The sequence below is a fragment of the Bacillus cereus group sp. MYBK195-1 genome (genome assembly GCF_051916605.1).
Lineage (GTDB): Bacteria > Bacillota > Bacilli > Bacillales > Bacillaceae_G > Bacillus_A > Bacillus_A cereus.
In genome coordinates this window covers 114,150-129,341 of sequence record NZ_JBQAGZ010000010.1, presented here as the reverse complement: position 1 = coordinate 129,341, position 15,192 = coordinate 114,150, and the positions used below count along the sequence as shown (strand labels likewise).

Here is a 15,192-nt window from a genome sequence, read left to right as displayed (position 1 = left end):
ACAATTTATGTCATGTTTAAAAAGAAAAAAGGTGATACATTTGTCAAAAGCTAAACGCTTATTAGATATTCTTATATTTGCTTCTGCGAAAAAAGCATTTACAGCGCAAGAAATAGCTGATGAATTTAATATTTCTGTTCGTACTGTCCATAGATACATTTTAGATTTAAGTGATATGGGATTACCCATTTACGCTGAACAAGGTCGCAACGGAGGATATAAAGTATTAACGAATAGAGTAATTCCACCTATTTTATTTACGGAAGAAGAAGCAGTCTCCATCTTTTTTGCCTTTCAATCTTTAAGCTACTACAGAGACTTGCCTTTTAACACAGAAATAAATTCCGTTACACATAAACTATATAGCTCCCTACAACATGATGCGAAAGCTAAAGTTGACAAAATACGTTCTTATATCGCCTTTTGGAATCCGAAAAGAACAATTGAGACACCACTTTTAAACGAAGTGTTAACAGCGGCTATTGAAAATAAAAATTTACACTTTCAATACGAATCTAAATCAAGGATCAAAACAAAACACGTTCATCCTATCGGTGTATATGCGCATGATGGTTTATGGTATTTACCTGCTTATGATTTTAATGTAGAAAAAACATTACTGTATCGCGTCGATCGTATTCTTTCTATATTATCAACGGAAGAAAATGAAGATACATTCATGAATTTAGAAGAGTGGTTTGCCTCTAACTCTCACGTAGTACATAATCCTACTCAGTTACATGTTTTACTGTCAACAGAAGGCGTACGCCAATGTAAAAGCGTGCCTTACCTTGAAGAATTCGTTGTAACAAACGAAAACGGGACAGGATATATACATTCAACAATTGATAAAGGAGAAATCAATTTTATTACCCCTTTATTTTATAGACTCGGAAAAGATGCAAAAGTTTTAGAACCGATAGAATTGATAGATGGTTTACGTATGCGTGCAAAAGAAGTTTTACATATGTATGAAGACTAAGAAGCTGCTAAATATAAGCAGCTTCTTTGTCCTGTTGTTCCTATTGTTTTATTATTGACGAATATCAAACCACCAACGATTTTTCGAATTCATATTTTCAGTGTCACCAATCCCTCTGTAATTGAAAGCATCCAAAAAGATTGAATCTAATTTATCTTCATCTACAAAATAACCTAAATTAACTTTTACCGTTTCTCCTGGTGTGATACTGCCAATATTGTAAAAGCTTTTTCCATCTCCATGAGGCTCTAAATAATCAACTTCGCCTGTCATAATATTTTTTTCTGCGATTCCATCTTTCCCAGCATACTGCCATGCATTTCCTTTATCTTCAAGAACTTTTATAGATGGAGTCATATAGATTTCTTCTGTCGCCTGTTTACCTATATTTTTCACTGTTGTTGTCAGGTAGACAAATTTAGGATGAATTAATTTTGATTCTACTAATTGATCAATTGAATCTTTACCATTTCCAATTTTATATTTATCCCTTCTATATGGTATCAATTGTCCAGCTTGATCCAAAGCTTGATTCCTGCTTAGTATTCCTAAGCCCATTTCATTAAAGTTCTCTTGTTTAAAATCTTTGATTGAATCAAAGATTTTAACTTTTTCTATCACATATTCAATTTGACTGTTATCCATAGATATCGTTACTGGAACCTTTTGCCCTATATGAAATAGTCGTTTGCTATCCTTCTTCAAAGGAATTACCTTAGTTGTTTTACTTTCTTGGCTAAAATACTTTTTATCATAATCGCTTATATATGATGACTTTTCTTTTGACGTGGGCTCAAGTGAAATGCTCCCTAGCACATCTATCATTTGTTCTTCGTTTATATCATTTCCAATGTAACTTTGTAACATAATTCCTTCTTCCTCAAAATAGAGAAAAATTACTCTATTAAACATTAAATCTTTATTACCATTTTCTCTATGGACAATTACTGCCTTCTTACCATTTATCTCTTTTTCTTCATAACTTTTCGAGTACAGAGTTGGAAAATCTGAATTCCCTCCTACTCTCCAAAGAACGAATGAAAATCCACCCATTGCGTAGTTATCTTTAAAGGAATATTTCATAGCAGAGTCATCAATTGCTTCCATATTTTCTGGTAATTTATCGATTTTCAGCTTATACCACTTATCAGCCTTTTTCGAGTCCTTATTTGTTACTGAAACATTTACTTCATAATTTTGTTTTTGAACGATCATATTATAGACCTTTACTGCTCCAAAAACGGTTGTCGGCATGCCGATCAATAAGCAAGCAGCAGCGATTAACATACGATGTCTTTTACGCTTTTTCAGCGGTTGTCCATCTTGCGGTTTCATTTCCTCCATAAACAATTTCTTTTTGCGCGTATATGTATGTGAAAATTCATGTTGTTGTTCAAGTTTATCAAAATCATCTAAAGCAATTTTTTCAGCAAGTTCATATATTTCTTTGGAGTTCTTTGAATTCGTCATGTTGTATACCTCCTATCATATTTTGGACTCGTTTTCGAGCGCGTTCAAACTGCTTGCGGACATTTGCCTCGGTTATCCCCATGACACTTGAAATTTCTTGATACGTTAAGTTATAGAAGACTTTGTACTTAAACACCTGTCTATTAGATTCGTTTAACTCTTTTAGCAATGCATCAATTTGAACCTCAGACATTTTACGTTTTTCCCACTCTTCAATATTTTCATCTACTGCTTCTACAGATTCTCTTTCATATTCTTCTAAAAATGTTTCATGTCGTTTGTTTTTCCGGTAACTATCAATCGCCTTGTTTTTCGCAATCCTCAAAATGTAACGTTTAAGCTCTTGAGTAGCCAAGCTATGGAGCTTTTCCAAATTCTTATAAAGAGTAATAAACGTCTCTTGAACCGCATCTTCAGCCTGTTGAATATTATTTAAAATAGAATATGCTACATAATAAATCTTTTGTTCATACAACTCATATAGCTCTTCCATCTTTTCATAATCGTTGTTTGTAACCTTCATATAATTCCTCCTCTCACTCTATATAACGAATGAGCGCTATACTTTGTGACACTGCAAAATCTTTTTATATATAAAATTTAATAATAGAATAAACAAAAGCCCAATTTCTCTATTGTAACTGAGAAACTGGGCTTTTTAATATTAGAATTTTCCTGACCGCTACGCCTTTTCAGTAAGCAGCATATGCTCTATCGCTTCTTTTAACAAATTCTTTGTCTCTTCCAAGTTATGATTCTGCTTTTCTCCTGGTTGTACCATATAAAACTCAGCAAACGAACGCTCTTTATATCTTGGTACGACATGCATATGATAATGTGTTAACTCGTTAAATACTCCACCATTTTGACAAACTGTAACTCCGTCAGGTTTATATACTATCTTAATCGCTTTTGCAATGAGCTTAGAAGCATCCATAATAGATTTTGCTACAACGTCATCTAATTCGTCTACTTCTACAACATGCTGCTTTGGCACAATTAAAGTATGTCCTGAGTAGAAAGGCGCATGATCTAAAAAACATGTTACATAATCATCTTCATATATTTTATATATAATTTCCTCTCCGCCTGCTAATTTACACCCTAAACATTCCATCATATTTCCCCCTTTATTAAAAACATAAAAACGTGAGAGCCGTATTCTCACGTTTTTATGTTTCATTTTATTAGTTCAATTGTTTCCGTAACCTTTATACTATCTTTTACAGATTGAACAATCGTACAATTTTTCACTGCAAGCTGCAATGCTTTGTCCAACTGCTCTTCTGTAATGTTTTCCGCTTTAATTTTATAGTGCAAATGAACACTTTCAACTGGCTTCGATAACGCTTCACTTCTACCAATTTCAGTTTCGATTGTAAACGTATCGTATGGAATACGTTTCTTTTCTAAAATCGTTCGAAAAACAATTGCACTACACCCTGCGATAGAAGAAACGAGTAATTGTAACGGTGAATAACCGTTTTCTTTTCCAATCGCTAATTGACCATACGATAAATCTGCTTCTATATCATCGTGTTTGATTGTTAGTTTCATTTGTTTTTTCCATCTCCACTTTCATCGGTTTCTGCCGTTTCTTACTAATATAATAATATATATAGCAGAAAATGATAAATGGAATACCACAGTATAACGCCATTCTTTGTTCAGGAATAAACGCTAAACTAATAACAACAATGCTATTTGTAATTAAAGCTAAAATTGGAACAATCGGGTATAGTGGTGTTCTATACTTTAAGTCCTCTAACTTTCCTCCGCCTTTTATATACTGACTTCTAAAGCGAAGTTGCGATAGAGCAATAATGATCCAACTTGAAACAGCCGATAAACCAGCTATCGATAATAAATACATGTATACTGTATCTTCTGCAAGGAAACTTGTGAATAGAGATAATCCAGCTACCGCAATCGTTACGACTAGCGCTGTAATTGGAATACCACGCTTATTTACTTTCTGGAAGGAAGTTGGTGCCATTCCCTCATTTGCAAGTGACCATAGTATACGCGTCGCTGCATATAATCCAGAGTTCGCTACAGATAATAACGCAGTAATAATAACGAAGTTCATAATATCAGCTGCGTATGGAATACCAATTTTATCAAATACGACTACGAATGGACTTTCAATTACACCTGCTTCTTTCCAAGAAATTAATCCTACTAAAATTGTCATTGTTAAAATGAAGAATAACATAATGCGCCATACTGTATTACGGATCGCACGTGGAATTGTTTTTTCTGGATTTTCACTTTCTCCCGCTGCAATTCCGATTAACTCTGTTCCTTGAAATGAGAAGTTAACTGTAATCATTGTAAGTAGTACGGCAGCTAGTCCATTCGGGAAAAGTCCACCATCGCTTACAAAGTTAGAGAAAAGAGGTGCTGCTTCTTTTCCGTCATATGATATAAATCCTAATAATGCACTACCACCAAGAACAACAAATGCAAGGATTGTAATTACTTTAATACTAGAAAACCAAAATTCTAATTCAGCATAACTTTTTGCCGAAATTGCGTTTGAAGCATATAAAATAACACCGAATACAAGGCACCATACCCAAACATCAACATTTGGAAACCATCTTTTCATCATTAAACCGATTGACGTTAATTCTAGACCCACTGTTACTGCCCAGCCAAGCCAGTATAACCAGCCAATCATAAAGCCCGTTCCTGGTCCAATAAACTTCGTTGCATACTTTTGGAAAGATCCTGAAACCGGCATCGCTACCGTTAACTCTCCAAGACAAAGCATTGTTAAATACATAATAAATCCGCCTACTAAATATGAAAGGATGGCTCCCCCTGGTCCAGCCTGATTAATAGTGTAACCTGAACCTAAGAAAAAACCAGTTCCGATTACACCACCAAGTGCGATCATAAATAAATGTCTACTCTTCATCGTGCGATGTAATTTCTCATTCGTTGGTTGCTGCATCTAAATCCTCCCCCTACCAATACCCCTATATCTTGTTAAAATTTTCTGATAATAAAAATATACACGAAAGCGATTACATTTTCTATATAAAATTAAAACTTTTCTGATAAAATAATATAAAAATCGAATTATTGCAAGATTTAGATTCTATTTAGAGGAAAATAAGGAGAAACAAGGAAAAAACCCTTACATATATTGTAAGAGTCAACGAAGTTCTAATCTTCTCGATAAAATTGATAAACTATAATTTACGATAAAGTACATACAAGCTACTAATATAAATGTTGGAATCATGTAATTCACATTTTGCCCGCTAATAATTTGAGCATTATGCATAAGCTCAGGGAGTGATATAACAACCGCTAGCGACGTATCCTTCAGCAATGAAATAAATTGACTGACAAGCGGCGGAACCATTCTCCTTAATGCTTGTGGCAAAATAATATGCCAAAGCGCTTGCACATAAGTTAATCCCGAAGATCTTGCGGCTTCAACCTGCCCTTTTTCAATAGACAATAAACCACTTCTAACAATTTCAGATATCATTGCTGCCTCAAATATTGTTAAAGCAACAATTGCAGCTGTTATAATTTCTAATTTCAAGCCTGCTTCTGGAAGTGCAAAATACGTGAAAAATATAATTAACAGTAGTGGTAAGTTTCGAATCACTTCAACTATAACTCCTAATACTTGTGAGACGACAGGTATTTTCGTGTAGCGCAATATACCGATTACACTTCCAATAATAAAACTAAGTACAATTGCTATGAGCGCTACCTCTAATGTTATAAGTAATCCTTTTAATAAAAATAGAATATGATCCCCTGTAATTGCTCCCTTGAAATCCATTTACACCGCCTCCTTTGCCAAGCGTTTTTCTAAATAACGCACTAGCATACTGAGCGGAATTGTTAATATTAAATAAAACATCCCGACAAATATATAAACATCAAACGTAACAAACGTCTTCGTTGAAATTAAATCTCCTTGATACATTAAATCAGAACCAGCAATGATTCCAAGTATTGAAGAGTTTTTAACTAAATTGAGAAACTGGTTTCCTAAAGGGGGAATTACAATTTTCACAGCTTGGGGTAAGACAACATAATACATCGCCTGCACATACGTTAGCCCTGAAGAGCGGGCAGCTTCCATTTGCCCTTTCGCAACTGATAAAATACCAGCGCGAATTACTTCTGCAATAAAAGCTGCCGTATATACCGTAAGCGTAACTGTTCCTGCTACAAAACCATTTAAAGTAATTCCTATTACAGGTAAAGCAAAATAGAATATAAATGCAATTAATACGAGTGGAATATTTCTTACAAACTCCACAAAAGCTGATCCTATCCAATTTAAAATACGAATAGGTGCAATACGCATTACTGCCAAAATTACTCCTAAAATAAAACTGCCTATCAATGCAATTACACTAGACATAACTGTATATTTAAATCCTTCTAAATACATATCAATGTTATTCGTTAATATAGAAAAATCAGGCACATATTCTCCCCTCTTTCTTTACAAGAAGAGGATGAGTACTCTCATCCTCTCACTTTTACTATCTACTTTTCTGGTTTTTGTCCAATCCACTTCTCATATAATTTGTCATACTCCCCGCTTGCTTTCATGTCTTTAATTAAAGTATTAATCTCTTTCGTTAAATCATCTGCCCCTTTTTGCACTGCAATTCCGTATGGTTCATCTGTGAAAATTTTCCCTACTACTTCATAATTAGAATCTTGTTTTGCCATTCCGTAAAGGATCGCATTATCTGTCGTTAACACATCACCTTTACCTGCCTTTAACGCTGTAAATGCCTCACTATAATTTTCAAACTCTAATACAGTCGCTTCTGGTGACTTTTGACGAATGTTATTTGTAGATGTTGATCCTTTTACAGCTAATACTTTAACGCCTTGTTTTATATCATCGACACTCTTAATATTGCTTCCTTTTTTCACAAGTAACGATTGTCCTGCTTTAAAATATACATCTGAAAAATCCACTTCTTTTTTGCGTTCTTCCGTAATTGTCATTGTTGCAATAATTGCATCAATATCACCATTTTTCAGCATTGGAATACGTGTTTTAGACGTTACTTCTTTCAGCTCTAGCTTCTTTTCATCTCCGAGAATCTTTTTCGCAAGTGCCTTCGCGACATCAACATCGAATCCTTCTACCTGCCCTGTTGAAGGATTTTTTAATCCAAATAAATTCGTATCATTCTTTACCCCGACTACTAATTTCCCTCGTTTCTTAATTTGTTCAACAGCCCCGCCTTGCTTCGTATTTGTTTCCTTCGACTCATCTTTCTTACTTCCGCATCCAGCAACAACAAGCACGAATAAACATGAAAATACGATTAAAGTAAATAATTTTTTCATTTTAAGCATAAAATTCCTCCTCTAATGATTTAGCACCCGACTTAAAAATAAACGAGCTCTTTCTTGTTCAGGGTTTGCAAAAAATTGCGCCGGTGTTGTATCTTCAATAATTTGACCATCATCCATAAATAAAATCCGATCTGCTACTTCTCGCGCAAATCCCATTTCATGCGTGACAACGACCATCGTCATCCCTTCTTTAGCCAGCGCCTTCATAACATCAAGTACCTCTCCAATCATCTCTGGATCAAGAGCAGACGTAGGCTCATCGAATAGCATAATTTCCGGCTGCATCGCAAGTCCTCTAGCAATTGCTACCCTTTGTTGTTGTCCTCCGGATAATTGATGTGGATATACGTTAGCCTTCTCTGTGATTCCTACTTTCTCTAAATAAAGCATTGCTGTTTTCTCTGCTTCTTCTTTGGAAACTTTATTTACTTTAATCGGTGCTAATGTAATATTTTGCAGAACTGTTTTATGTGGGTATAAATAAAAATGTTGAAAGACCATCCCAATATTTCGCCGCAATTCATTCATGTCCGTTTTTTTATTGTGTACCTCTGTATTTTGTACAATTAATTCTCCATCTGTAATTGCCTCTAATTGATTTATACATCGAAGCAATGTACTTTTTCCTGATCCTGAAGGCCCGACAACTACCACCACTTCACCTTTTTTCACTTGCACATTAATATTTTTCAAAACTTGAAAGTTACCATAATATTTATTTACATTACAAAATTCTATCAACATACTCCCCCTTCCCCTAACAATGCATGTACATTCTTTTTATATTCAAAAATAGTCTCAAAAATAACTTTTAGCTTCAATTTGTCCATAAAAAAAAGCAAAGAGTTTCCCCTTTGCTTCTTCATTTCTATTCTGTTAAGATACTTCTTCTTTCTTATCTTTCCCGTATTCATGCTCCCAAAAATCAGCATTTTTAATTCCTAATGGCCCTGGATCGAATACTGGATCTTTTCCTTCTTTTTTCTGTTTTTCATAATCCTTTAATGCGACTAATGCAGGTTTTTGTAATAGTAAAATCGCAATGATATTTACCCATGCCATAATTCCTACCCCAATGTCGCCTAAAGCCCAAGCCGTTGCTGCTGTTTTTATACATCCATAGAATACAGCTCCTAAAAATACAAACTTTAGTACCATAGACATCCAAGGACGGTCTTTATCACGATTTAAGTACGCAATATTCGTTTCTGCAATGTAGTAATACGCCATAATTGTTGTAAACGCGAAGAATAATAACGAGATTGCAACGAAACCGTTTCCAAATCCAGGGAAAACAGATTCTACTGCCGCCTGTGTATACCCCGGTCCTGGCTGAGCACCGTTTAATTTATTTACGATAAAGTTTTTTCCGCTCGCATCAAATACGTTATACATGCCTGTAATAATCATCATAAATGCTGTTGCTGAACAAACAAATAATGTATCAATGTAAACGGAAAATGCTTGCACTAAGCCTTGCTTAGCTGGATGTGATACTTCAGCAGCTGCTGCTGCATGTGGCCCAGTTCCTTGCCCTGCTTCATTGGAATAAATACCACGTTTTACTCCCCAAGAAATTGCTAAACCGATAATACCACCGAAAGCCGCCTCTAATGCAAAAGCACTTCTTATAATTAACATAAATGCTTCTGGCAATTTTTCAATATTCATAGCAACAATAACGCAAGCTACTAAAATATAACCAACTGCCATAAACGGTACGACAACTTGTGCAACGTTAACGATTCGCTTTACTCCACCGAAGATGATAATAGCTAATACAACAACTAATAAAGTCCCTGATAATGTAGTGTTAATTCCAAAAGCTGTCTCTAAACTTACAGCAATACTATTTGCTTGCACACCTGGCAATAAAAGCCCCGTTGCAATAATTGTCGCTGCAACGAATACTAATGCATACCATTTTACACCTAAACCTTTTTCGATGTAATAAGCAGGTCCACCACGAAACTGCCCTTGATGTTTCGTCTTATATATTTGCGCGAGTGTTGATTCTACATAAGCTGATCCTGCCCCTAAAAAGGCTACTGCCCACATCCAAAATACAGCTCCTGGTCCACCGAATGCAACCGCTGTTGCTACCCCAGCGATATTCCCTGTCCCAACTCGTCCTGATAATGAAAGTGCTAACGCTTGGAATGAAGAAACACCAGCCTCTGATTTTTCTCCTTTAAATGTCAGCTTCACCATTTCTCCTACGTGCCTTACTTGTAAAAACCTCGTTCGAATGGAAAAATATAAACCTACTCCTAAACATAAATAAACAAGTGCTGGACTCCAAACAATATTATTTATCCAATTTACGAAAGTTTCCAACATTCCCCCTCCTCCTTTATAAAGAATATTCAGAATATATATAAAATTATAAGTGCATACTGAATCTAGGACAATATTATTTTAATAAAGTAAACATATTTTTGTATAAAAAAACAAAGTATATATTTGTTTTATATACTTTGTTTTGAACTAAATGTATTATATATTCACAATTGCTTCTCTTTTAATAATTCTTTCGTATAGCTCTTCTGATAATTTCAAGAAGTTATCAGGCATATCTTTACCTTTAAACTTCTTCTGAAGCGTTCCATATAAACCTATATCACGTAAACGTAAAAATAGTGGCAACGATTCATACCAACTATCCGCCAGCCTGTGCTCATACTCATATCCTTTTCGTAACACTTGTAACTGTTTACGAGCAAAATCTGTCTTCTCTTCTGCTGTCCACGTTGTAAATAGAACAGAGTAGTATAGAACCATCGCTAAATCATGTATAAAGTAATTATAAGCCGCATCATCAAAATCAAAGATTGTTAGCTCTTTACCATCATAATGAAAATTACCTTGATGGATATCACCGTGCATAAGACCGAACGTTTCTCTTTCAACTGGAAGGGCCTTAATTTCATCCATTAGTACCGCTGCAATCTTTTTCACTTGACCATCTTCTAATTCATTAACAATTCCACTTTCGTCTTCTTCCCACGTATCACGGTAGTCTGTTTTAGGATAATCCATTGTAAGGCGATGCAGTTGCCCAATCGCTTTTCCCCATGCTTCAAAATAAGCATCTCCCCAATAAGGCGATTCCTCTCCTTTTACTTGCTCACCTTTTGCATATGTAAATAAAGAAGCGAAAAAGAACGTTCCATCCCCTGCTACGATTTCTTCTACGAGATTTCGAGACGTTGAATAAAGAGGTCCTGCTACCTTTGCCCCATTCTCCGCAACATATCGTAAAAAATCTAGTTCAGCCTCTACCTCTTGTTTAGAACGATGAGAAGAATGTGTTAAACGTAATACGTAATCTTCATCATTATCACCCTTCGCCTTAAAAATATAATTCTCAAAATCTCCAAGTGGCTTTTCTTCCACTGTTACATGAAACAAATTCGCTGCTCTTTTTAAAATCTCTTTCGTAAAAACACGTTCTACAGCTATTTCCATATATATCCCTCCTATATATCTTCTTAATTCGACACAAATGTTAGAAGTACTGCTATGAAATTGAATAATGCGCAAAAGACAATGTAACGTAACTTTGAATTCTCTTTTTAAAAAAATAATTCAAGCATAAATTTCTCACAAACGACAAAAATTAACAGAAACAATCGTACTTTAAAAGAGGTGGAAATTATGACAGACAAAAAAGAACAACAAGAGAGTAAAAAACAAATGCATATGTTTCCATCACTTCTGGAGAACATTAATTACATTGAAAATAAACTTTCTCATTCTGATGATATAAAAAAATTAGATCTCCCTTTTCAAAACGGAAAAGGAACAATCATATATATTGAATCTTTAGCAGATCCAAATTTAATTCATCAATTAGCTCTTGAACCATTATTAACGAGGTCGGATTTATCTTTAGATAAAGCTTTTTCTACGTTAAATATGAAAAAAGAAACGAATTTAAATTATGGAGTACAGGTTTTATTACAAGGTAAATCCTTATATTTTCATGAACACGTCGATAGTTTTTGTATTTTCGAAACAGCTTTATCTTTAAAGAGAGATATAGCGGAGCCTGATAATGAAGGGATTGTGCGTGGTCCACATACTGGTTTTGTAGAGGATCTAGCAACTAATTTAAGCTCTATTCGTAAACTCATTAAGAGTCCAAATTTAGTTGTTAAGTATTTTACAATCGGTGAAGAAATGCACACGAAAGTAGCAATTGCTTATATGCAAAATATAGCGAATGACGATTTAGTTACAGAAGTGAAAAGAAGATTAGAAACGATTAAAACGGATGCACTTATGTCACCAGGATACATACAAGAATTTATAGAGGATACGTCTTTCTCCCCATTTCCGCAGCAATTAAATACAGAGCGTCCAGATAGAACTGTTGCTAATTTAATGGAAGGACGTGTTGCCATTTTATCTGACGGAGATCCAACAACGCTCATCGTACCTGTTACGTTATTCGCTTTTTATCAATCACCAGATGATTATAATAACCGTTGGATTGTCGGTTCTTTCGTCCGAATGATTCGCTTAGTAAGTTTTTTAATTGCCTTTCTCTTGCCAGCTTTATATATTGCAACTGTCGCATTTCATCCCGATGTGTTGCCGCTCGAACTTGTGTATACGATTAAAGCTTCGTTAGAGAAAGTACCGCTTCCTCCTATTTTTGAAGCTCTCTTAATGGAGTTAATTTTCGAGTTATTACGAGAAGCTGGTATTCGCTTGCCGAGCCGTGTTGGACAAACAATCGGTATTGTAGGTGGTTTAGTAATTGGTGATGCGATTGTAAAAGCTGGGCTCGTTTCTTATACGATGATCATCGTAGTAGCTTTAACTGCAATCTCATCTTTTCTCGTTCCATCAAACGATATGAGTTCAGCAGTTCGAATTCTTCGTTTTCCATTAATGCTCCTTGCTGCCATATTTGGATATGTAGGCATATCATTCGGTCTCATTATAACTTTCGTTCACTTATGTCAGCTTCATTCATTTCATACACCATATCTTTCTCCTGTTGCCCCGATGCGGATTAAAGATATGAAAGATTCTTTCGTAAGACTACCAATTTGGTCATTTTGGGAACGACCACATGATCCAAAACCAAAAAAAATGCAACGCCAACATGTAACGAGAGAGGATGAGGACGGTGACAAACACGCAAAGTAAAATCTCGCTAGTTCAATTTACCTTTTTCGTTATTCAATGCCAAATTGGGGTCGGTATACTATCTCTACCTAACCGGCTTCATCCGATAGCAAAAGGTGGTGGTTGGATTTCTGCGCTCATCGCGGGGCTTGCCATTCAACTTATTATTTTACTTATGTGGCTTTTCTTAAAACGATTTCCTGATGCAGATATGTATAAAAGTGTTTGTATGCTATTTGGTAATAAGTTAGGAAAACTATTGGGCTTTTCTTATATTTTTTATTTTACCCTTATCGGTATGACGGTTATGTTGAATGCTTGTAACGTCATTAAAGTTTGGATATTACAAGCAACTCCGTGGTATGCCATTCTCATGCTATTTACAATAGCTTGTTGTTATGTAGCTTATAATACGTTTAAAGTCATCGTACGATTTTATGTCATGACCTCTATTCTCATTTTACCTATGGCGCTTTTAATCGCCCTAGGGCTTTCCCGAGCTGACTTTTCTTATATTTTTCCCATTACAGAGGCTGGATGGTGGAATATTATTCAAGCATCGAAAGAAACAATTACAGCTATGTATGGTTTTGAAATCTTTCTCATCGCATTTCCTAAAGTAAATGGGAGTTCTGTGGAAAAACTGAAGGCAATTTCTATCGCTAATGGATTTGTGACTCTCTTTTATGCTTTCACTGTTTGGATTTGCTTTATCGTATTTAGTCCAAAACAAATTGAACTTATCCCAGAACCAGTTGCTTACTTATTACGCTCCTTACATATCGGGATTATAGACCGGACTGATTTACTATTCATTCCAATATGGATGATAACAGTTGTCGCTTCTATTGCGAGTTATTACTGTGCCGCTTCTATAGGAATTGGACATATATTCAACCTCGCTAATCATAAAAAGGCTGTTCCAATCGTTGGTATTATTGCTTTTAGTGTAGCCTTATTTATAGATACACCTGAAGAATTAAAAGTCATTGCAACTTTCACAGATAAGTTCACCTATATTTTCATCGTTGTTCTCCCTCTTTTATTTCTACTCTATTCAGTAATAAGAAAGAAGAAAGGAGAACAGTATGTTTCCAAAAAGATTTAAATTACTTTTTATATTATGTACTAGTTGCCTCCTTTCTGGCTGTTGGGATCAAGAACCATTAAGAGAAGCTAGATTAGCTTATAGCATTGGATATGATGTTACGGAAGAGAATAAGCTTCAGCAAACGCTTGAACTCGTAAAAAGTTCAAGTGGAGAGCAATCTTCATTCGAAAATGAAATACATTCAGCAACCGGGCATAACATAAGGGATACAAGCGATGCCCTAAAAAAAAATGTGACTGGGAATATTCGCTATTTTAAATATGGTGTTCAATTACTAGGAACCAAAATTCTAAAAAAAGGTATATTACCCTATTTAGATGTCAGCTTTCGGGACCCAACAAACCCAACTGCTTTAGTAAAACTTATTGCAGTAGATGGTGAAACATCGGAGATACTCGAAAAAAAGAAAATAGGAAATTTACTAATTGGAGATTTTCTACAGAAAAAAGTGAAAAGTTTAGAAGATATGAGTGTATTTCCAAAAGAAACTTTAGAAACAGCCGCTACAAAAATGTTAGATCCCGGTAAAGACTTTACACTCCCTTCTATAAAAATAAAAGGAAAAGAATTAATTACAAATGGGTTAGCTTTATTTAACAATGATAAATTGACTGGACATTTACCTTTGAAACAATCTGTTTTATTCGTATTATTAACCGAAAAAATGGGAACAAGTGCCCGTATAACCCAAAAACTTACTAGTGATGAATCTGAGAAGACATCTGATTATTTAACAATGGAAATTAGCAATCGAAAGTTAAAACGAGATTTAAAAATAACAACGGATAAAAAAGGAAATGTTTATGCTCACATTAAGCTCCAACTAAAAGTAATAGCACTTGAAGCCCCAAGAGATAATATTTATAAAATGGAAGCCAGAAAAAAACTAAATAAGGAATTATCAAAGCAACTTACGAAAGAAGCGAAAAAAATAACAAATAAACTACAAAAAGCAAATTGTGATGCTTTTGGAATTGGTAGACATCTCATCGCTTATCACCCTGATTTATGGAAGAAAAAAAATTGGAATAAAGATTATGCAAAAGTAAAATTCAAACCTGAAGTAGACGTAAATATTTTGTATAGTGGTGTCTTAAAATAAAAAGGTTGTATGCCGCTCGGGCATACAACC

At 34.9% G+C, this 15,192-nt stretch carries 15 protein-coding genes; 4 read left to right on the top strand and 11 right to left on the bottom strand.

The window, feature by feature from the left end; genetic code table 11:
- Window positions 1-7: 7 nt before the first annotated feature.
- Window positions 8-982 (top strand): helix-turn-helix transcriptional regulator, encoded by a 975-nt coding sequence (locus ACTFRY_RS26905; protein WP_113710808.1) that lies wholly within the window; start codon window positions 8-10, stop codon window positions 980-982.
- A 51-nt stretch (window positions 983-1,033) separates the two neighbouring features.
- Here ACTFRY_RS26905 and ACTFRY_RS26900 read toward each other — a convergent pair whose 3' ends face one another.
- From ACTFRY_RS26900 to ACTFRY_RS26850, 11 genes are all read right to left on the bottom strand, one after another.
- On the bottom strand, window positions 1,034-2,452 hold the full coding sequence (locus ACTFRY_RS26900; protein WP_098616449.1) for an anti-sigma factor: 1,419 nt from the start codon (window positions 2,450-2,452) through the stop codon (window positions 1,034-1,036).
- Window positions 2,418-2,975 carry an RNA polymerase sigma factor gene (locus tag ACTFRY_RS26895; RefSeq protein ID WP_016117159.1) on the bottom strand — a complete coding sequence of 186 codons (558 nt, stop codon included), beginning with the start codon at window positions 2,973-2,975 and terminating at the stop codon, window positions 2,418-2,420. Before ACTFRY_RS26895 ends, ACTFRY_RS26900 begins: the two co-directional genes overlap by 35 nt.
- A 159-nt stretch (window positions 2,976-3,134) precedes the next feature.
- Window positions 3,135-3,635, bottom strand: coding sequence for an HIT family protein (locus ACTFRY_RS26890; RefSeq protein ID WP_137026707.1), 501 nt, complete (start codon window positions 3,633-3,635; stop codon window positions 3,135-3,137).
- Window positions 3,632-4,009, bottom strand: a complete 378-nt coding sequence (locus ACTFRY_RS26885) for an OsmC family protein (RefSeq protein ID WP_016117157.1) — start codon at window positions 4,007-4,009, stop codon at window positions 3,632-3,634. The genes ACTFRY_RS26890 and ACTFRY_RS26885 overlap by 4 nt, the downstream gene beginning before the upstream one ends.
- Window positions 3,984-5,411: an amino acid permease gene (locus ACTFRY_RS26880; RefSeq protein WP_001187097.1), complete on the bottom strand. Its 1,428-nt coding sequence runs from the start codon at window positions 5,409-5,411 to the stop codon at window positions 3,984-3,986. Before ACTFRY_RS26880 ends, ACTFRY_RS26885 begins: the two co-directional genes overlap by 26 nt.
- Before the next feature lie 204 nt (window positions 5,412-5,615).
- Window positions 5,616-6,260, bottom strand: coding sequence for an amino acid ABC transporter permease (locus ACTFRY_RS26875; protein WP_000345958.1), 645 nt, complete (start codon window positions 6,258-6,260; stop codon window positions 5,616-5,618).
- A complete protein-coding gene (locus ACTFRY_RS26870; protein ID WP_001112669.1) occupies window positions 6,261-6,917 on the bottom strand; it encodes an amino acid ABC transporter permease in 657 nt (218 codons plus the stop codon).
- A gap of 62 nt (window positions 6,918-6,979) precedes the next feature.
- Window positions 6,980-7,810, bottom strand: coding sequence for a glutamine ABC transporter substrate-binding protein GlnH (glnH, locus tag ACTFRY_RS26865; RefSeq protein WP_016117156.1), 831 nt, complete (start codon window positions 7,808-7,810; stop codon window positions 6,980-6,982).
- 12 nt (window positions 7,811-7,822) lie between these two features.
- On the bottom strand, window positions 7,823-8,554 hold the full coding sequence (locus ACTFRY_RS26860; protein ID WP_098616450.1) for an amino acid ABC transporter ATP-binding protein: 732 nt from the start codon (window positions 8,552-8,554) through the stop codon (window positions 7,823-7,825).
- 132 nt (window positions 8,555-8,686) lie between these two features.
- Window positions 8,687-10,147, bottom strand: coding sequence for an alanine/glycine:cation symporter family protein (locus tag ACTFRY_RS26855; protein WP_033693781.1), 1,461 nt, complete (start codon window positions 10,145-10,147; stop codon window positions 8,687-8,689).
- Between the two features lie 159 nt (window positions 10,148-10,306).
- Window positions 10,307-11,278 carry a phosphotransferase enzyme family protein gene (locus ACTFRY_RS26850; RefSeq protein ID WP_016117153.1) on the bottom strand — a complete coding sequence of 324 codons (972 nt, stop codon included), beginning with the start codon at window positions 11,276-11,278 and terminating at the stop codon, window positions 10,307-10,309.
- A gap of 189 nt (window positions 11,279-11,467) precedes the next feature.
- On the opposite strand from ACTFRY_RS26850, the gene gerKA reads away from it, so the two are divergent.
- The 3 genes from gerKA to gerKC are packed head-to-tail and all read left to right on the top strand — an operon-like array spanning window position 11,468 to window position 15,162.
- On the top strand, window positions 11,468-12,970 hold the full coding sequence (gene gerKA / locus ACTFRY_RS26845) for a spore germination protein GerKA (protein ID WP_000130114.1): 1,503 nt from the start codon (window positions 11,468-11,470) through the stop codon (window positions 12,968-12,970).
- A complete protein-coding gene (locus ACTFRY_RS26840) occupies window positions 12,951-14,057 on the top strand; it encodes a GerAB/ArcD/ProY family transporter (RefSeq protein WP_016117152.1) in 1,107 nt (368 codons plus the stop codon). The genes gerKA and ACTFRY_RS26840 overlap by 20 nt, the downstream gene beginning before the upstream one ends.
- The gene (gene gerKC, locus ACTFRY_RS26835; protein WP_098616451.1) at window positions 14,038-15,162 is read left to right on the top strand and encodes a spore germination protein GerKC; all 1,125 of its coding nucleotides are present in this window, start codon (window positions 14,038-14,040) and stop codon (window positions 15,160-15,162) included. The genes ACTFRY_RS26840 and gerKC overlap by 20 nt, the downstream gene beginning before the upstream one ends.
- Window positions 15,163-15,192: the final 30 nt, after the last annotated feature.